Below are 15,543 nucleotides of genomic sequence, written 5' to 3'. Positions count from 1 at the left end.
TTTTTGCGTTATCTGAGTATCACCTTGACCATTCACTACCGATTATAAGAAGAGCAGTCATATATGAAAGACTACAAGCTGCTACTGGCTGGGCTAATTTTACTATTGCTCATCGTTTTTATCGCCATTTTTATGTGGCTGTGGATCAGTAACCGTAAAAACATAGACCCCTTGCCGATTATGGCAAACAATAATGAAGCGTCAGCCATAACGGCAGAGAGTGAAGAGGACGATATATCAACCTCCACCCTGTATGTACAAGCAGAAGAGCGCCTACAAGTGCCTTTGGATGATGTGATTGTCAGCTTTGAGTCTCGCTATCCGCACGTACAAGTTTTGGCCAATTATGTGCCCCCTCATGCGTTCTTGCAATTAGCAGATAGCAACATGACCGCCGAGCAGCCTACCTCAAACATCGGTACAGACATCATCATCGCCCACGGTAGCTTGACAGCCAAACGCCTTGAGCCTTTGCAAGCCCAGCTAACGCTGATGCAAAATGCGTTTAATAAAAAGCAAGCCAGTACCACCTCTCATGACCAAGCGGCAGATACAGAGATGGGGCAAACTGCCACTAAAGCCAAAACAGACAATCAAGAAGCGCGCAGTTTAAATGCATTTAGCTATGCATTAACAGATGAAGAAAGCTTAGACGGGGTGATTTTGTCCGATAATAGCGTTGCCATCAGCTTTCGTAACTTTTTACTATCGAGCGCAGGACAGGATATATTAAAAAAATACGATTATGATAATATCGATGGCTATAAAAACAGCGTAGATGATTTATTTAATCCAACGTCACGCGCCAAACAAGCCTCAGGTGAAAACCCCGTAGACGTCGCCGACGCGCTCAGTAATGGCAAATAAAGATAATCTGTCTATTTGTAGATTGCTCATTGCTTTTGGCGCGGCTTTTTTCTACAATGTCTCTCCACAACGCGCCTATAGCTCAACAGGATAGAGCAGTTGCCTCCTAAGCGACCGATCCGAGTTCGAGTCTTGGTGGGCGCGCCAATCATTGTATTTAGACATAACCTCGCATTACCTCAAGCCCTTTAAACCCATGTCATACCTAGTTTTTAGTCTTTGTTAAATAATTGTCATTATCTACTAGCACCTCTAAAATGTTGTTAAATAATATACAACGTCATTTTTTGTTGTTAATTATACAGTGAGGTTGTTGTTAAACCTCTCGACACCTTGAGGTATAAGCCATGGCAAGAAAAAAAAGACTACCGATTAACTGATGCTGGCGTGAAAGCAATCGCCAAACTATCCACGCCTACCAAAGTTACACGCCATGGTGATGGTAACAATTTATATCTGATACAACATCCAAATGGCTCACTATTTTGGCAGATGACTTATCGCTATCAATCTGACAAAGACCTTAAACCTAAGCAAAAAACATATCAAATTGGTATTTATAAGCCAGCCAAACAAGCTATTGACTCTACCTTTAAACCAGAGGTGTCGCTAAAAGAGGCGCGGCTAGCACGTGATAAAGCTCAGGCACTGCTCAGTTATCGCTAAGAGCTATATTAACGAAAGGTCTAGTACCACACCTAAGAATGTTCAAAAACTCCATAATTATTTAGATAAGCATATTGCACCGCATATAGGCGACTACCCTATTGCCTCTATCACGGCTCAAGACGTCATCAAAACTGGATTAGCCATCCAAACTTACTTTGAAAAGCGCGGTAAATGGACGACCGATACGTCACACAAGTGCATTGCCTTGATTAGCTCTGTTATTGAAGTGCCCGCTGATATTGCTTACATGCGAGCAAAAGAGAGTTGGTTTTGCGCAGTGTGTGAGCATGCTATGTGGCGCGGGGATTCTGTTAGCAAATAGAACCAGCTTCAATTGATAGTAGCAGCCAAAGCCATACGTTTACTATGTGTGGCTTTGTTTGTCTTCAGCATAAATTCCATTCAAACGAAAAAATTCAGGCTCATCAGTACTATTTGAACTATAGTATATAAAGGTATCGTCACCAGACAACAACTCTTCAACAGCTTCTGTTACATAAGCTATGGATTCCAGTGGTAAGCTTTGCGGACTCTGCATGCCAACAAACATTCCTTTAGTATCATGAGCTTTTGCAAGTAGGTTAATCAGCTTGTGTGTGGCTATCTTTATCATATCGAATTCATGCTCGCCTGTAGAGCTCGCTTGAACAAACTGGAATGAACTGCCAACCTCAAACAAGCTTATAACATCTATCACATCTATACCGATAATAGTACTTGCGGACCTTACATCTAGCAGTTCAACGACATCATTTATTTCATTAGGCTGGCATCTAATAATGCCTTCTACAATATCTAAGCGTTCATACTCATTGTTATCTGTCTGTAAGCCTACTAAAATATCAGCCTCTGCTTTCTCTTTTAGCTCTAGTAGTGCCTGCTCATTCCAACCGTCATTGATCATAAAACAGGCGATAATAGATGGCGAATAATGGTCTTTATCTGGTCGGTATAAGGCGACACATGGAATGTCGTCTACTTTCGATTCGTCGAGCTGATATTTCATGATTAGACCTTTTGTTACTCTAAATGTTATGACACTAAAAGTATCACTCGTTTTTATTTTTATACTGACTTACCGTATGATTAATTAATTTTTGTACTTCATCCATCAGTCTATTAACCTGCTGTATATCTATGAAGTTTTCACCATCAAAGATATCTGTGTCTAATACAGCAAAGGTCATATGCCTACCTGAACCAAAGCGCTTCGGCTTAGTCACTTTTAAATCAAAATCAGAAGCTTCTATCTTAAATAGTTTATAGAACTCATTCCTAATCTTACTTCGTCTTTCCTTATCAGGAACAGACATTTTAAAGCAGATTTTCTCTTGCTCGATTTGCAAGTAAATATCTATATTATTCTCTACTCTATGACCCAGTCCCCAAAAGCCCATAAAGCCGCCCGAAGGATTAGCAACATAACCCCAATTGCCTTCTCCTAGGTAAGACTGTAAATATTGGAAAAAGCCAATTCAAGCCCGTTTTTTCCATTCGTTAACAGGTTTTGACTTAAAGCTTTGCACCGCTTCTTCAATAGACTGCAGATGGTTAAGATAATCGCTATATATATCACTCTCTTGCAGTGCCGCATTTTGTTCACTATTAAAGAGGTCTAATAAATCTCGTCTAGTTACTGGATAAAAGCCGTCTTTTAACACAGCCTTATAGTTGCTTTGATCATGCGTTTGTAAATAAATAGGAATGATTTTATCCTCTGTAAAGGTTTGAGCGTGTCCATTGAGCATAAACTGCTTGTATCGAATCAATTGATCTGAATGCTGCAAACTGCCTACTTTATCTTCAATTAATACGCAGTAAGTGTCGTTTATGATACAAAGGACATCAATGTTATTCACTTGACGCTTCACTACTATTTTATCAATACGACTCGGTAGCGAGTTACCCGCTTTTTTAAAGAATAACGCCAATACACTGGTTGCTAATCTGTTTAGCGCTCTATGCTTATCGTTTCCTGTCTGATAGTCTTGGTCTGCCCAAGAAAGAAGCCAACAGATAAAAGCGTCTTGTGATAATTCAGAGGTGGCAAATTTAAATAAGTTAGGTGTGGTCATTCTAGCTCCTTGATTAAATTAAAAAATATATTTGTGTTTGAGTGATTTTGGTAAAACTCTTGATCAACTATTTTGTATATAACTTCATCCCACTTTCTAGACGCTTTAAAATAACCGCTTTTAACTGAGCAGGCTCAATCACCACTGCCAATTGCGACATGCTCACTAACCAATCTTGCAAGCGCTGCGTATTGGCAACCGTTGCGCGCACTTCATTCCAAGTGTCATCGATAACCGTAATCGTTTGAGTAGATGATAACGGCCGCTCATATAAATGCTGGCAGGCATATTTTTGCACCTTTAGAACCAGTCCGATTTTTAAACCATGATTCAATTCCAACTTTCCTAGCTTACGTAGATTCTCAAGAGTGAAAGCATTGCGTTCTACCCAGTCCGGTACCAACTGCTCTGTTACTTCAGCTGCTTCAATACGATTAACCGCAAAATTACGATGTGCCTTTAACAACACATTATCGTCAATATGATCCTCTACCGGATAAAAGCCTGTCAGATACATCATATTATCGATAAAGACCAAGCCACGCGGATAGATTCGTTTTTCACTCACGCTATCGTCCCACTTTTTTTGATAGCTGATTTGCAGTTGACGGTTTTGTAATAACGCCTGTTGGATGCTAGCCAGCACCCCACTATCAAGCTTTGGTGCTTGTACGATACTCGGCAGGGTAATGAGACGATCTTGCCACTGCCCTAGCCGACTTTGATTGAAGCTGGTCTTATCTTGACGATCTAACTGGTTCAACTTATCGCTAATACTTTGCTTAAAAGAGGCCGGCAGATAATTTGCAGTATAGTTGGCCAGCATCTGCCAAAAAAATACCGTTTGCTCATTAATGATATCGATACTAAAGCTTGGCTCAATATAAAACCTTGCCGTTTGTCCGCTAATATTCTGTCCCCAAGCTGGCAGACGCATTAAAGCATCGCTGTGAAAGATGTCATTAAATATTTGATTGAGACTACTCAAATCGTTCTCTAAATTTTTACGCTCGTTTGCATAATGGTTAGGATTATTGCCATAAACATTCATTAGCTCTGTGAGTGATATTGCCTTGTCTTTAGTACGTGGCAAGCGCTGATAGAGCGCAAACAGACGGGTTGATTTGTTGTAGCTGGCGACTGGGTATGTGGGCATATTGGCTGCTCTATAGGCTATAAAATCTATCAAACTGTCATTTTAAAAGTGAACTGTCATAAGATAATCATTCAAACCGCACCATAATCGCCGTGCCATTATCATAGGCATTGCCATCAGAGTCATAAACTTGCTGTTTAAGCGTCTGTAGCCACTCTTGTAAATCCGTTTGATTATCGATACGCGCCCATTCATTACTTGGCACTAAATCATGAATACCGTCAGTACAAACAACAAGACTGTCACCTGCTTGCACTGTAATTGTCTGTTTTGTACTATTAGGTGGCTCGTTGCTTGGGTCATCGCTATTCACTGCCAATGCAAAGCACTCAGTGATACTATATAAGCTGCCTGCCATACCTGTGCGATTATACTCATCAAAACTTGCTTGACGATCTTCATCGTGCGCCTTCTCATCTACCAGCTCATTTAATAAGTTATGGTCACGAGTTAAGCACTGCCATCCTTTTGTGTTTTTTCTTAGCAAGTACACACGGCTGTCACCGACATGAGTGATGTCTATATTGATTGATTTATCATCGTTTAGTGTGCCGATAATCATCGCGAGGGTTGCTGCAGCGCCATAGCGTTTTTTTGTGTGTTTGGTTTGACTCAGTTGCGTATAGATACAATCTGAGGTCATGTTTTGGATGTTTACTTGTTCGTCATTCCATAGCGATCTAATTGCTTTAACAACTGCCTTTGAGCAGTGCTGTGACTGGTTAGAGCTGGCAACGCCGTCTGATACCGCAAGACAAAATGGCGCTTGCACTGATATTACAGGCATTATTCCTAAATTCTCTTGATACCAATGGTCTAAAAAGAAAAATGCGTCTTGTTGGAGGTTATTGCTAGCATTACCTTGAAAAGTAATGGCGCAGGCGTGCGCTATTGTTTCAATAAGAGGTTTATCCTCATCACTCAAAGTCGCTGTCATATTCATTCGCTCATTATTTATTATAATTAGGATAAGTATAATAGATTACCTAGTAATTTTTTTTCTAGGTTATACGATATTTTGAGTTGATAGTAATGACGATTGACTGAAACCTTCTAAAGGTTTACCAATCCAAGTTTAAAAAGATTAGCGCTATTGCTGGTAGATCACAAAGGCAATATTTAAATCATATGAATCGTTATATTTTTTATTAGGAATATGAATACATATTAATTTTTCCTTACTTATCAGGTGACTATTCTGTCCTTTTTTAGGGTATCGCATTATCAGTATTCATAGAATAGAGTGATATGCGCCTAGTGCGATTTAGCAGAAAAAACCCTGCTAGGCTATAATAGTAAACGCTCAGCAGGGTTTCGTCAGTTTTACAAAATTCTTAGGTGGCATGAGTGATATCGGGGTTTGCTTTCTCAAAAACCTGATAGCTATCATAAAGGTAATGATGATACCGTTTCAAAAAATTTATTTACTCAATGTCCTTAGCCAATCATCCAATCCCTCGATATCAAATGCTTGTGCGCCGTAACCCATATCAAGCAATTCATCAGGTAGATATTCATCAAACTTTTCGATCATTTTGTTAGGAACAGTTTTAGCAAGTTCAGTGGCAGTCGGTACTGGGCGCTGGGCGATCTTCTGTAAAAACGCATAGACTTGAGCAGAACTGGTTTTGAGTACGCAAATAACCCCAGCGTAACTCTCAACCGTAAATCCATTTTGTAACAGTAGCGCTACCAACGTATTAACCACGCTATCGCCGCGCCACATAAATATATAGCAACTGCCGTCTTTATTGACGAGTGATTGATGACTTAAGTCATATCTTTCAAACGTTTTGATACTGTCTAAAAACAACTGCTTTGCGACTGTATCGGCAAAGTCTATGTACTCACTACCAACTTGAATTCGGTAGTCTTTTTTGTTCAATATACCAATCATCTCTTGGCGAACTTTGTCATGTATGGACATACTGCTGTCACCAAATGTTGGTGGCTTACCGCCGCCTTTGACTTTGATGACATCAACGATTTTTTTCTCAACATCAACATCTTTGACCTGCCAGCGCTTACCGCCAAAAATAATATATTGGTCGGGCAATATCATGGTGTCAATGGGCAGTGTTCCCAGCGTCTTATTGCCAGCCACGATACGGTACTCTTCTGGAGTCTTAAACACGGCATAAAAAGTATAATGACTGACTATACGCTCACCCATCACGCCTAGTACGAGTTGATTGTTGCCCAATTGGGTCAGCAGTTGCGCTGCCCCCATTTGAATGAGCAACAATTTAAAGTGCGCAGGTTTCACCTTTTGAAAAGGACCTTGGTTGCACAGGAGCACGTATATTTGATCAGCACGAATGCCGCCCCATTGTCCAACTAGGGCAAGTACTTGATGCAATAATGTTGAAAAATGATATAAAGACGTGTTGGCAGGCTCAAACCACTTGTCGGTAATGAGTAGCCTTATCATCGCGAGAGATTGAATCAATTCAAGCCGCAAGTCATCGATTAGGCTACTGTCTTTATTGATTTCATGCTCGGTAATCAGCATTCTAAGTACCGCTGATCCGCCGCGTCTGCCTGAGCGTCCAAGTCGCTGGCGAAGGCTTGCAACCGAATGTGGGGCGGTGACTTGAATGACGGTGTCAACCTTACCAATATCAATACCAAGCTCTAAAGTCATGGTGCAAACGGCAGTGGTTGGCAGCGCCTCTTTTTGTAATCGACTCTCTAAGCTTTCTCTTAGCTCTTTTGAGAGCGAGCCGTGATGCGGAAAGAACTCATTAGGCACGGTGTTGTACTCACACAGATCACTCAGTCCTGCGGCAATCAGCTCGGTACGCGCGCGACTGTTAGCAAATACCAAATGATTGCCGCCGCGGCACAATCGATAGAGATCAGCGCAGACTTTTGTCTCAGCAGTGTCAAGAACATCGATACCTTCAAAGACGTGATATTCAGAATCCGCCTGTTCTTGATTCGTGTTAAGTGTTAATTGGCTGGGCTGAACATAGCCCTTTACCTGAACTTTGACACTAGCGCGGGCATTACTGTCTTCTATGATGGTGCAAGGCAGCGACTGGTTGGGTCTGAGTGACCGCGGTACGCTTTGCAGCTCTCCTAAGGTGGCACTCAATGCCACTCGTGGGATGGGCGAGGTGATACGATTGGTCACATGTTCAAGCCTTGTCAATAACGACAATAAGTGCTGACCGCGCGCGCCTCCCAAAAAAGCATGAAACTCATCAATCACAATATATTGTAAGTTGCTAAATGCTTGTTTGACCCAGCCCATATCACGCACAAGCAGCGACTCAAGCGATTCAGGCGTGATCAAAATAATACCGGATGGTGATTTTTTCTGTTGTCTCTTTTGACCTAAAGAGCTGTCAGCATGCCAAGGCGTCACTTGCAAATCAAGTAGCTCAGCCAAGCTTTCAAGCCTGCGATACTGATCGTTAATTAATGCTTTGAGTGGGCTGATATATAAGATACCGACGCCATTATCGCGCTTATCTGAGCGCATAAGCGCACTACAGGCAGGCAAGAAAAACGCTTCCGTTTTGCCCGCTGCCGTTGCCGCACTGATCAATACATCTGTATCACCTGATAAAATGGGCACTATCGCTTGGGCTTGAACGTCACGTAACCCTTGCCAGCCTTGATTAAATATCCAGCGCTGTACCTGATGATCAAGCTGAAAATGCGCGTCTCTCAAAAGTTATTTCTCTTATTGTTATGAGTATTATCGAAAGCTTATAGTTTAAAATCAGCCAATTCATCCTCTACATCCATCCCGCTCATATCGATATCCATATCAGACGGATGTTCTGGATCAATGGCGACCGCGCTTATGAGCTGATCCCAAGATACGTCTGGATTTTGATCAATGACGGCAAGCATATCCAAAAACGCCTTAATTGTATTGCGAGGTGTTCTGAAATAAGCGTCACCAATGGTTTGGCTACAATGCTGCAAAAAAGCTTGCAAGGACTCATCTGGTACTAAGTATTTGGTTTCATCGCCACCTGCATAAACGTGACGCAGATTTTTGAGCAAGATATATAACTCTTCTGGCGTAAGGCTCGCTAAGTGCAGCGCAGGGGACGTGTAATCAATCACGCCTGCCCGCTTGGCAAAGCTATTGTCTGCAAGCCGTGTTTGTAGCGCGTCATAGCTGTAGAGTCCTTTACGCGGATCAAGTAAAAATTCCGGCGTACCGCCCAGTAAAAAGCCCAAATGGGCGGCTGATCCTTGCAAGCAGTCGTTTAAAATACGTAGGATTTGCTCATAATTGGCTTGACGGGCTTGAGTGCTATTGAGTTTATATAAGTTGACCATCTCATCTAGATTGACTAATAAGCCTTGATAACCCGCTTGACGTACAAACAGACTCATAATCTTTAGCGCGTCATAAAATGAGGCGTCAGAGATGATCGTACGCACGCCCAGATCGCGTCTGGCATCGGTTTTGGTTGAGTACTCTGCCCGTAACCAACGAATGGCATTGGCTTTTAGCGCATCATCGCCTGATTCGTGACCTTGCCAATACGCTTCGATCACTTTAGCAAAGTCATAACCGCCCACCAGTTCTGTCAGCTCAGCCAACTTATCTTGAATCACCTCACCAATGGTTTCATCCGTGCTATCAGCGCGTTTGCGAGCTTCGGTAATAAAGCGCTCGACAACGCTTGCAAGCGCATTGCCGTCTGGTTTATTACGCGTCGATAGGTTACGCATGAGCTCAGAATATAAGTATCTTGCTTGCCCGCTTGATGCTTGAATGCGTCTGTCAGGTGATAAGTCAGCGTTTACTGTGACCAGCTTACGCTCAAGCGCAATCGCTCTTACCACACTCAAAAAAAAGGTTTTGCCTGACCCATACTCACCAATAATCAATCGAAAGGCGGAACCACCATCCGCCACGCGATCAATATCATCGATCAGCGCTTTGAGCTCATGAATACGCCCTACTTGAATATGCTGAATACCGACCTTTGGGGTCACCCCAGCCTTTAGCGATTGAATGATGGCATCGCGCTCTTTGGTTCTGATTTTTTTGCTTGTCATGGCTTATCCTTACGCTGTCATTACATTGTTATTATCGTTATTGTCAGAATTATCGTGACTGTCTGTCAGACCAGTGTTTTTAATTCATCGACGATTTCAAAATCAATTACAAGGTTATCATCATCGTCTAACACAGGCGCATCAACATTATCAAAAGCCCAGTCATTAATAGTCTCAATAGCCCCATTAATCATAAGGTTTAGTGACTCACACAAGACTTCAGCCTCTTCACGCTGCCAAACCTCTTTGCTAATAAGCTGCTGATAAAGCTGACTGTGCGTGGTATCTAACCCTTTTACTAAAGTATTATGAGCGGTGTCGTCATCTACAGGCGCATCTGACAATACACCACTGTCTTCATCTGCGTCATCTGCTATGTCCTCATCTGCAAATATGCTTGCCAGCATGGCTTTGGCATCCCCAGTATCGCTCTCATAAGCAGCTAATAATTCTTTATCAAAAACAAACGGCTGATGTGAGCTGTCTTTAACAGCTGTACTTATAGCGTCACCCATAATATCTGCTTTTTGATTCAGCGCAGTTGTGGTTTTTGATAAATTTCTATTACTGGTGATGTGATGAATGTCACTAATAACGGCTTGCTTATCCAGACCTAACGCCTGATATAGCTTTTCAATTTGCTTAACTTGGTTTGGTTTTACCTGACCATCTGCTAAGGCAACGCTAATAATAAAATGGCTGATAAAGCTGACGTGATCCTCACTTAAAGCGCTAAGTTTTGATTTTAATCCTGCCATATTGGATGGCGTGTTTAATCGCCATAGTAGGTATGCCTTTAATGATGACTTCTCAATGCTTGACAGTAGTGACTGGTCCTGTTCAGTAATTGTCAATAGCGTATCTACTTCTTGCTTATCAACATGACCATCTATAGTGGCAACCATTGCTCCTAATCTGAGCGCTAAGCTGATTTGATAAAAAGCGGCGCTTGGCTCAAAGTCATGACCGTGACCGCCGCGAAATATAACGACATACCCATCCGACTTTAGCTTAGCCTGATAATAACGCGGATCAGGTACGACACCAAAGCCTACCCGCTCGGCTAAATTAATAATACGCTCATGATGTTTTTTGGTTAATGACCGAGGCAACGCATGGGATGATGCAGGCGCGTTGGATGACCGCTCATGAATACAACGCCACAATGCATCAACTGTCGTCAGTCCTTCATTGTTTAAAACAATAGACTCCGCCCATAGTTTAAAGTCTTTTATGGCAGGATATTTGTTTTGATAATCTGGTCGCTCAGTCAATACCTCTGGCAATAGCAATATGGCATCGATGTCCATTTTGTCGTTATTATCACGACCCAAATAGCGACTATAAGCATCTAACGCCTCGTTGCATTGCTCAGCAATAGCCGTCAATTTTTTAACCGGTGCTTTTAAAACACTGGCATCTTGCAAGTCATCAAGCGTTAGATCAACATAACCAATGGCACGACTGGCAGCATTATAGTTTAATTTTAATTTGGTTTTATTAGGGGCAACCATAAAACCTTTGGGATAGGCTTTTTGATATAAAACATCAAACAAGTCTTTGAACTCTGATGCGCAGCGCCTTGCAGGCGTTTTAAAATGATACTCATTAGAAAAAACCAGCCACTCCCACGCCAATGTCGTAGGAACAGGCTGTTTTAAAGTTACGATTTTTGCCAATTGCATTTTAAAGATGAGATTATGGCTGTTGGCAGGTGGCGGTGACACTTGGTTGGCTTGTAATCGTTCTTCGAATAGTGGTGAGCGCACCAGCGTCATAAACTCTAAAAGACGGGCGGAATAATTATAAAAAGAGGACTGCTCGCCATAAATCGTATGCAAACGATACACTTCATTATAGAGGCTAATGAACTCATCGTCAGAGACATTATCTTCACTGATACTTTCAATCACGCGGCGCTCAAGCCCGTTGAAGTAAATAAACACGTAACCGATGGGTATATTAGGATGGGTACGATCTGACGCCAACCAGTCTAAATAAATGCCGCGGCATGCGGGTGAAAGCTGCACGTAAGCTGGCCAGTATCCAAGCGACTCATCACTATAAATGGCGGTCATGCTATGTATGAATTTCGGCGGACTGACTGATAAGCGCTCATCTATTAATGAGGGCTCAATACCATAGCCGACCAATGTATCAAGCTGCGCACCCACATAAATAAATCCCCGTTCAATTGTGCGACCATGAATCGTTATGGACTCGTACTGAGTGACCCAGCGTCCTTTTTTGAGGTTTTGATTTGAGGGTATAATTTGGTCATTTTGACGGCTTGTTAAGTCGTCTGATGAGAGGACAAACGTCGCTAGGTTATCGATATCATCTGAGTCACTGTTATCGTATTGGCTCGTACGACTTGACTGTTTTATATCAGGCGGCAAATCGATAAAAGTGGACTTTGTATCATTGTTCTTGGCATCGTATTTTTCTTTAAACCGTGCCATGACGTTATCAATGAAGTTTTTCATTATCTATGAAGCCCATTATAAAAAACAAAGAATCAAACTATAGTTTTAGTATTTTAAGAAACTCATGCTCTGTAATAATACTGATATCACTACCTTCTGCTATCAACGCCTCAGACTTGCGCTGTTTACTGCTTTTATCATGTCCATTTAGTACGGCTAAGTCGGGCGTTCCCACAACCAAGTAATCAAGCTTTTTGGACACACCTGCCTTAACATGGAATCCTTGCTTTGCAGCAATCTCAGTAATTTCGGCCCGCTTTATGGACAGCTCACCTGTAAAACAAATATTTAGTCCAAAAAACCGCCCCTCTTTATTGCCTGCTATCGCTCGATTTTGAGGGAATCGCGGCGGCGTATGTTTGTTTTTTGATTGAGATGAGGCGTCTTGTAACCACTCTGTAATGCAGGCGCTATTTTCTCTAAGAATCGTAGTTGTCACAAAACCGCATGCCTTAGCATCTTCTAAGGCGTCATGATGGTTAAAATCATATCGCCACTCGCGGCACACATTGGCAAGGTTATATCCTGAATCCTTAAAGCGCTGACAAGTATCACGTACCATGCGTGAGGCGTCCACCCATTGCCAAGAAGGTAGCGGTAAATTATGATCATCTAAGCATTTGGTTATCGCTCTTTGATCAAAATCGGTGTAACTGACCACCATATTGTTCCCAACAAACTGAATGATATTGCCATAAATATCAAACATAGACGGCGCGTCTTTAACTTGCATGGTATCGATACCGTGAATGCCTGTATTTACTCGACTAAAGCTAGACGCTGGTCTGATAAAATGACAGTAAGTATCTACCAGTTTACCCTTGATATATTTCGCCATTCCTATTTGGCAAATAGAGCCGACATCTGAGTTAGCAGTTTCCACATCAATAGTCACGAAATTCATCATCTATCCTTGCACAAATGGTATGTAATATATCTGAATCGCTAATAACAGTAAACTAAAATTGACATCCCAACCTATCTGACTGATAAATATGAATAGAGCTCTATTGAAACTCTGACGATAGCCTTGCGACATCTTCTTGCTTCACAAGCGCTATACTTTAAAGGGTTAAAACTATATTTTAATATTTTCCGCATGATTCATGACACTAAAGATGAGTGCTAGAGCAATATAATTTGCTGTCAACTTATTACTTATATACACCATCATTCATATTTGAGTCTTTAAATGCTATAATAGCACTTAAACATCCAATTATGAGCGATTAACATAATATGCGATTTGATTTTTATACGCCAAGTGAAATAGCTGTCATTTTGGGTGAGCGCCTAAAAACGCAGCGATTGGTACTCAATCTAACCCAAGCTACTCTAGCAGAAAAAGCAGGTGTTGGTGTCAGTACAGTGGCTCGCATTGAGTCGGGACAAGGTGGCACGCTAGATAATGTAATCCGGCTTGCCATTGCACTTGGTATGATTAATCATTTTGCCGAATTGTTTGACATCAAACCTAGCAGTATTGAAGACATTATCGCTAAACAAAACCCACGCCTGCGAGCATCAAATAAAGCTAGCGAGTAACGCTATGTACCAACCAATATCTGTTATTAATGTCTATTATAAAGGCTTTGGATCTAAACGTCTTATCGGTCAGCTCACAATGGACGGACGCCGCCCTGTATTTGGCTATGATGCGGCGTGGATTGCTGATGGTTTAGAGATATCGCCTATCGAGATGCCACTACGCAGTGCGCCTTACTATGGCAGTCATGCGTCCAGTCATTATCTTTGCGGTCTGTTGTCAGATAGCTTGCCTGATGGTTGGGGCATGCTGCTGATGGATAGGTTTTTTCGGAAGGTTATGGACAAACCTATACAGCAAATTAATGTTTTAGATCGCTTGGCTTATATTGGCGATTCAGCCATGGGCGCCCTGAGCTTTGAACCTGAGCATGATTTATCTGATGCTATTGATATGCCGGAGCTGACTTTAGCGAAGCTTGCGGCTGCCAATCAAACCATTCTATCGGGTCAAGACAGTGACATATTGGCTGAGCTTATCGTTATTGGCGGCTCCCCTCAGGGCGCTAGACCAAAAGCGTTGGTTTTATATGATGAGGCAAGTGATTTTATCACTACTGATTTAACCCGCGCAAACCCACCGGCAACACCTTGGCTTATCAAGTTCCCTGCTCAGTCTGAGCACAAAAGCGTCTGTCTATTAGAAGCGCTTTACGCTGATATGGCAAAACAAGCAGGTCTTAACATGCCAGCGCATCACTATTTTGATATTAATAACGACTATGCCGCGTTTGGGGTTGAACGTTTTGACCGAATAGGCGATCAGCGCGTGCATACTCATACGCTGGCAGGCTTATTAGACATTGATTTTCGCATCCCATCGCTAGATTATCTGCAGTATTTGCGCTGTGTGCGTATGTTAACTGGGTCACAAGCCGCGGTAGAAGACGGTTTTAGACATGCGGTATTTAATGTGATTTTTAATAATAAAGACGACCATAGCAAAAACTTCTCTTTTATGATGGACAAAGCTGGCAGGTGGTCATTAGCGCCCGTTTATGATCTTGCTTATAACTCAGGAATGAATGGTTATCATCAAATGGATGTGACAGGTGAAGCGAAGCACCCTACTCGATCTGACTTACTGAAACTGGCTAAAGCAGCTGATATTAAGAAAAATAAAGCTCAAGCAATGATTGATCAAGTAGCATCAGTCGCTGAAGCGTTTTTAACTATCATTGACAACTATGATATTGAAAAAGAGTTATCAAATAAGGTCGCTTGTGATATAAAAGATAACATTGAGCGGATGGCAAGTTGATGGCGTTATATAAGTTGTTAAATTTGTTGTTAAAATTAATAAAACAAATCCTATAGACCTTATATTTTAAGGATTAAGGTGTATTAGTCGATGCGTGGTGGGCGCGCCAATCATTGTATTTAGACATAACCTCGCATTACCTCAAGCCCTTTAAACCCATGTCATACCTAGTTTTTAGTCTTTGTTAAATAATTGTCATCATCTATAGTCAGTCTAGAATAAAAGAGATACAACCCATATCATGAAACAGCTTAGGTAGATTATTCTCCATCCAGCCTTGACGTAGAAATTTTGCCTGTGCCCACTTCTTTTCAATGGGATTTAGATCAGGGCTGTAGGGTGGCAACCAAAGAATACGATGGCCATGTCTGTTCAGTAGTTTTTGAATGCATTTGTTCTTATGAAATCTAGCATTGTCCATCACGATCACACATTTTGTTTTAAGACTTGGTA

General features: G+C 41.8%; 15 protein-coding genes and 1 tRNA gene. 6 read left to right on the top strand and 10 right to left on the bottom strand.

Annotated elements, in window-relative coordinates; genetic code table 11:
* Nucleotides 1-63 precede the first annotated feature (63 nt).
* From JMX98_RS08160 to JMX98_RS14310, 4 genes are all read left to right on the top strand, one after another.
* Nucleotides 64-867, top strand: coding sequence for a hypothetical protein (locus JMX98_RS08160; RefSeq protein ID WP_201585841.1), 804 nt, complete (start codon nucleotides 64-66; stop codon nucleotides 865-867).
* Nucleotides 868-938: 71 nt separating this feature from the next.
* Nucleotides 939-1,014 (top strand) — tRNA-Arg (locus tag JMX98_RS08155).
* Nucleotides 1,015-1,200: 186 nt separating this feature from the next.
* Nucleotides 1,201-1,533 carry an Arm DNA-binding domain-containing protein gene (locus JMX98_RS08150; protein WP_265089363.1) on the top strand — a complete coding sequence of 111 codons (333 nt, stop codon included), beginning with the start codon at nucleotides 1,201-1,203 and terminating at the stop codon, nucleotides 1,531-1,533.
* A complete protein-coding gene (locus tag JMX98_RS14310) occupies nucleotides 1,499-1,858 on the top strand; it encodes a phage integrase central domain-containing protein (RefSeq protein WP_413786537.1) in 360 nt (119 codons plus the stop codon). Before JMX98_RS08150 ends, JMX98_RS14310 begins: the two co-directional genes overlap by 35 nt.
* 42 nt (nucleotides 1,859-1,900) lie before the next feature.
* On the opposite strand, the gene JMX98_RS08145 is transcribed toward JMX98_RS14310, so the two are convergent.
* The 9 genes from JMX98_RS08145 to JMX98_RS08105 form a co-directional block, all read right to left on the bottom strand.
* Nucleotides 1,901-2,542, bottom strand: a complete 642-nt coding sequence (locus JMX98_RS08145; RefSeq protein WP_201585839.1) for a hypothetical protein — start codon at nucleotides 2,540-2,542, stop codon at nucleotides 1,901-1,903.
* Between the two features lie 43 nt (nucleotides 2,543-2,585).
* On the bottom strand, nucleotides 2,586-2,933 hold the full coding sequence (locus JMX98_RS08140) for a hypothetical protein (protein WP_201585838.1): 348 nt from the start codon (nucleotides 2,931-2,933) through the stop codon (nucleotides 2,586-2,588).
* Between the two features lie 78 nt (nucleotides 2,934-3,011).
* On the bottom strand, nucleotides 3,012-3,611 hold the full coding sequence (locus tag JMX98_RS08135) for a PD-(D/E)XK nuclease family protein (protein WP_201585837.1): 600 nt from the start codon (nucleotides 3,609-3,611) through the stop codon (nucleotides 3,012-3,014).
* Nucleotides 3,612-3,678: 67 nt separating this feature from the next.
* Entirely contained in the window at nucleotides 3,679-4,767 is a 1,089-nt protein-coding gene (locus tag JMX98_RS08130; protein ID WP_201585836.1) for a helix-turn-helix transcriptional regulator, read from the bottom strand.
* Between the two features lie 67 nt (nucleotides 4,768-4,834).
* Nucleotides 4,835-5,704: a PP2C family protein-serine/threonine phosphatase gene (locus tag JMX98_RS08125; protein ID WP_201585834.1), complete on the bottom strand. Its 870-nt coding sequence runs from the start codon at nucleotides 5,702-5,704 to the stop codon at nucleotides 4,835-4,837.
* Nucleotides 5,705-6,187: 483 nt separating this feature from the next.
* The gene (locus tag JMX98_RS08120; RefSeq protein ID WP_201585833.1) at nucleotides 6,188-8,446 is read right to left on the bottom strand and encodes a DEAD/DEAH box helicase; all 2,259 of its coding nucleotides are present in this window, start codon (nucleotides 8,444-8,446) and stop codon (nucleotides 6,188-6,190) included.
* A gap of 38 nt (nucleotides 8,447-8,484) precedes the next feature.
* Nucleotides 8,485-9,798, bottom strand: a complete 1,314-nt coding sequence (locus JMX98_RS08115) for an ATP-binding protein (protein WP_200662084.1) — start codon at nucleotides 9,796-9,798, stop codon at nucleotides 8,485-8,487.
* Between the two features lie 65 nt (nucleotides 9,799-9,863).
* The gene (locus JMX98_RS08110; RefSeq protein WP_201585832.1) at nucleotides 9,864-12,284 is read right to left on the bottom strand and encodes a TerB N-terminal domain-containing protein; all 2,421 of its coding nucleotides are present in this window, start codon (nucleotides 12,282-12,284) and stop codon (nucleotides 9,864-9,866) included.
* 37 nt (nucleotides 12,285-12,321) lie between these two features.
* A complete protein-coding gene (locus JMX98_RS08105) occupies nucleotides 12,322-13,188 on the bottom strand; it encodes an exonuclease domain-containing protein (protein WP_201585831.1) in 867 nt (288 codons plus the stop codon).
* A 335-nt stretch (nucleotides 13,189-13,523) separates the two neighbouring features.
* On the opposite strand from JMX98_RS08105, the gene JMX98_RS08100 reads away from it, so the two are divergent.
* Both JMX98_RS08100 and JMX98_RS08095 read left to right on the top strand, forming a co-directional pair.
* Nucleotides 13,524-13,829: a helix-turn-helix domain-containing protein gene (locus JMX98_RS08100; protein WP_192520902.1), complete on the top strand. Its 306-nt coding sequence runs from the start codon at nucleotides 13,524-13,526 to the stop codon at nucleotides 13,827-13,829.
* Between the two features lie 4 nt (nucleotides 13,830-13,833).
* The gene (locus tag JMX98_RS08095; RefSeq protein ID WP_198337077.1) at nucleotides 13,834-15,090 is read left to right on the top strand and encodes a type II toxin-antitoxin system HipA family toxin; all 1,257 of its coding nucleotides are present in this window, start codon (nucleotides 13,834-13,836) and stop codon (nucleotides 15,088-15,090) included.
* Between the two features lie 208 nt (nucleotides 15,091-15,298).
* On the opposite strand, the gene JMX98_RS08090 is transcribed toward JMX98_RS08095, so the two are convergent.
* Nucleotides 15,299-15,543 (bottom strand): transposase (locus tag JMX98_RS08090; protein WP_201585830.1); only part of this gene is annotated, 245 nt, incomplete at its 5' end.

Origin of the sequence: Psychrobacter sp. HII-4 (assembly GCF_904846595.1) — a bacterium.
Classification (GTDB): domain Bacteria; phylum Pseudomonadota; class Gammaproteobacteria; order Pseudomonadales; family Moraxellaceae; genus Psychrobacter; species Psychrobacter celer.
The sequence above is the reverse complement of the archived record's forward strand: the minus strand, read 5'-3'. Positions and strand labels throughout refer to the sequence as shown.

What these genes read in the sequence shown, in the direction of transcription:
- JMX98_RS08160 (WP_201585841.1), top strand. Translation starts at nt 64, where the DNA reads ATGAAAGACTACAAGCTGCTACTGGCTGGGCTAATTTTACTATTGCTC.
- JMX98_RS08140 (WP_201585838.1), bottom strand. Translation starts at nt 2,933, where the DNA reads ATGGGCTTTTGGGGACTGGGTCATAGAGTAGAGAATAATATAGATATT.
- JMX98_RS08105 (WP_201585831.1), bottom strand. Translation starts at nt 13,188, where the DNA reads ATGAATTTCGTGACTATTGATGTGGAAACTGCTAACTCAGATGTCGGC.
- JMX98_RS08130 (WP_201585836.1), bottom strand. Translation starts at nt 4,767, where the DNA reads ATGCCCACATACCCAGTCGCCAGCTACAACAAATCAACCCGTCTGTTT.
- JMX98_RS08110 (WP_201585832.1), bottom strand. Translation starts at nt 12,284, where the DNA reads ATGAAAAACTTCATTGATAACGTCATGGCACGGTTTAAAGAAAAATAC.
- JMX98_RS08125 (WP_201585834.1), bottom strand. Translation starts at nt 5,704, where the DNA reads ATGACAGCGACTTTGAGTGATGAGGATAAACCTCTTATTGAAACAATA.
- JMX98_RS08135 (WP_201585837.1), bottom strand. Translation starts at nt 3,611, where the DNA reads ATGACCACACCTAACTTATTTAAATTTGCCACCTCTGAATTATCACAA.
- JMX98_RS08115 (WP_200662084.1), bottom strand. Translation starts at nt 9,798, where the DNA reads ATGACAAGCAAAAAAATCAGAACCAAAGAGCGCGATGCCATCATTCAA.
- JMX98_RS08145 (WP_201585839.1), bottom strand. Translation starts at nt 2,542, where the DNA reads ATGAAATATCAGCTCGACGAATCGAAAGTAGACGACATTCCATGTGTC.
- JMX98_RS08095 (WP_198337077.1), top strand. Translation starts at nt 13,834, where the DNA reads ATGTACCAACCAATATCTGTTATTAATGTCTATTATAAAGGCTTTGGA.
- JMX98_RS08100 (WP_192520902.1), top strand. Translation starts at nt 13,524, where the DNA reads ATGCGATTTGATTTTTATACGCCAAGTGAAATAGCTGTCATTTTGGGT.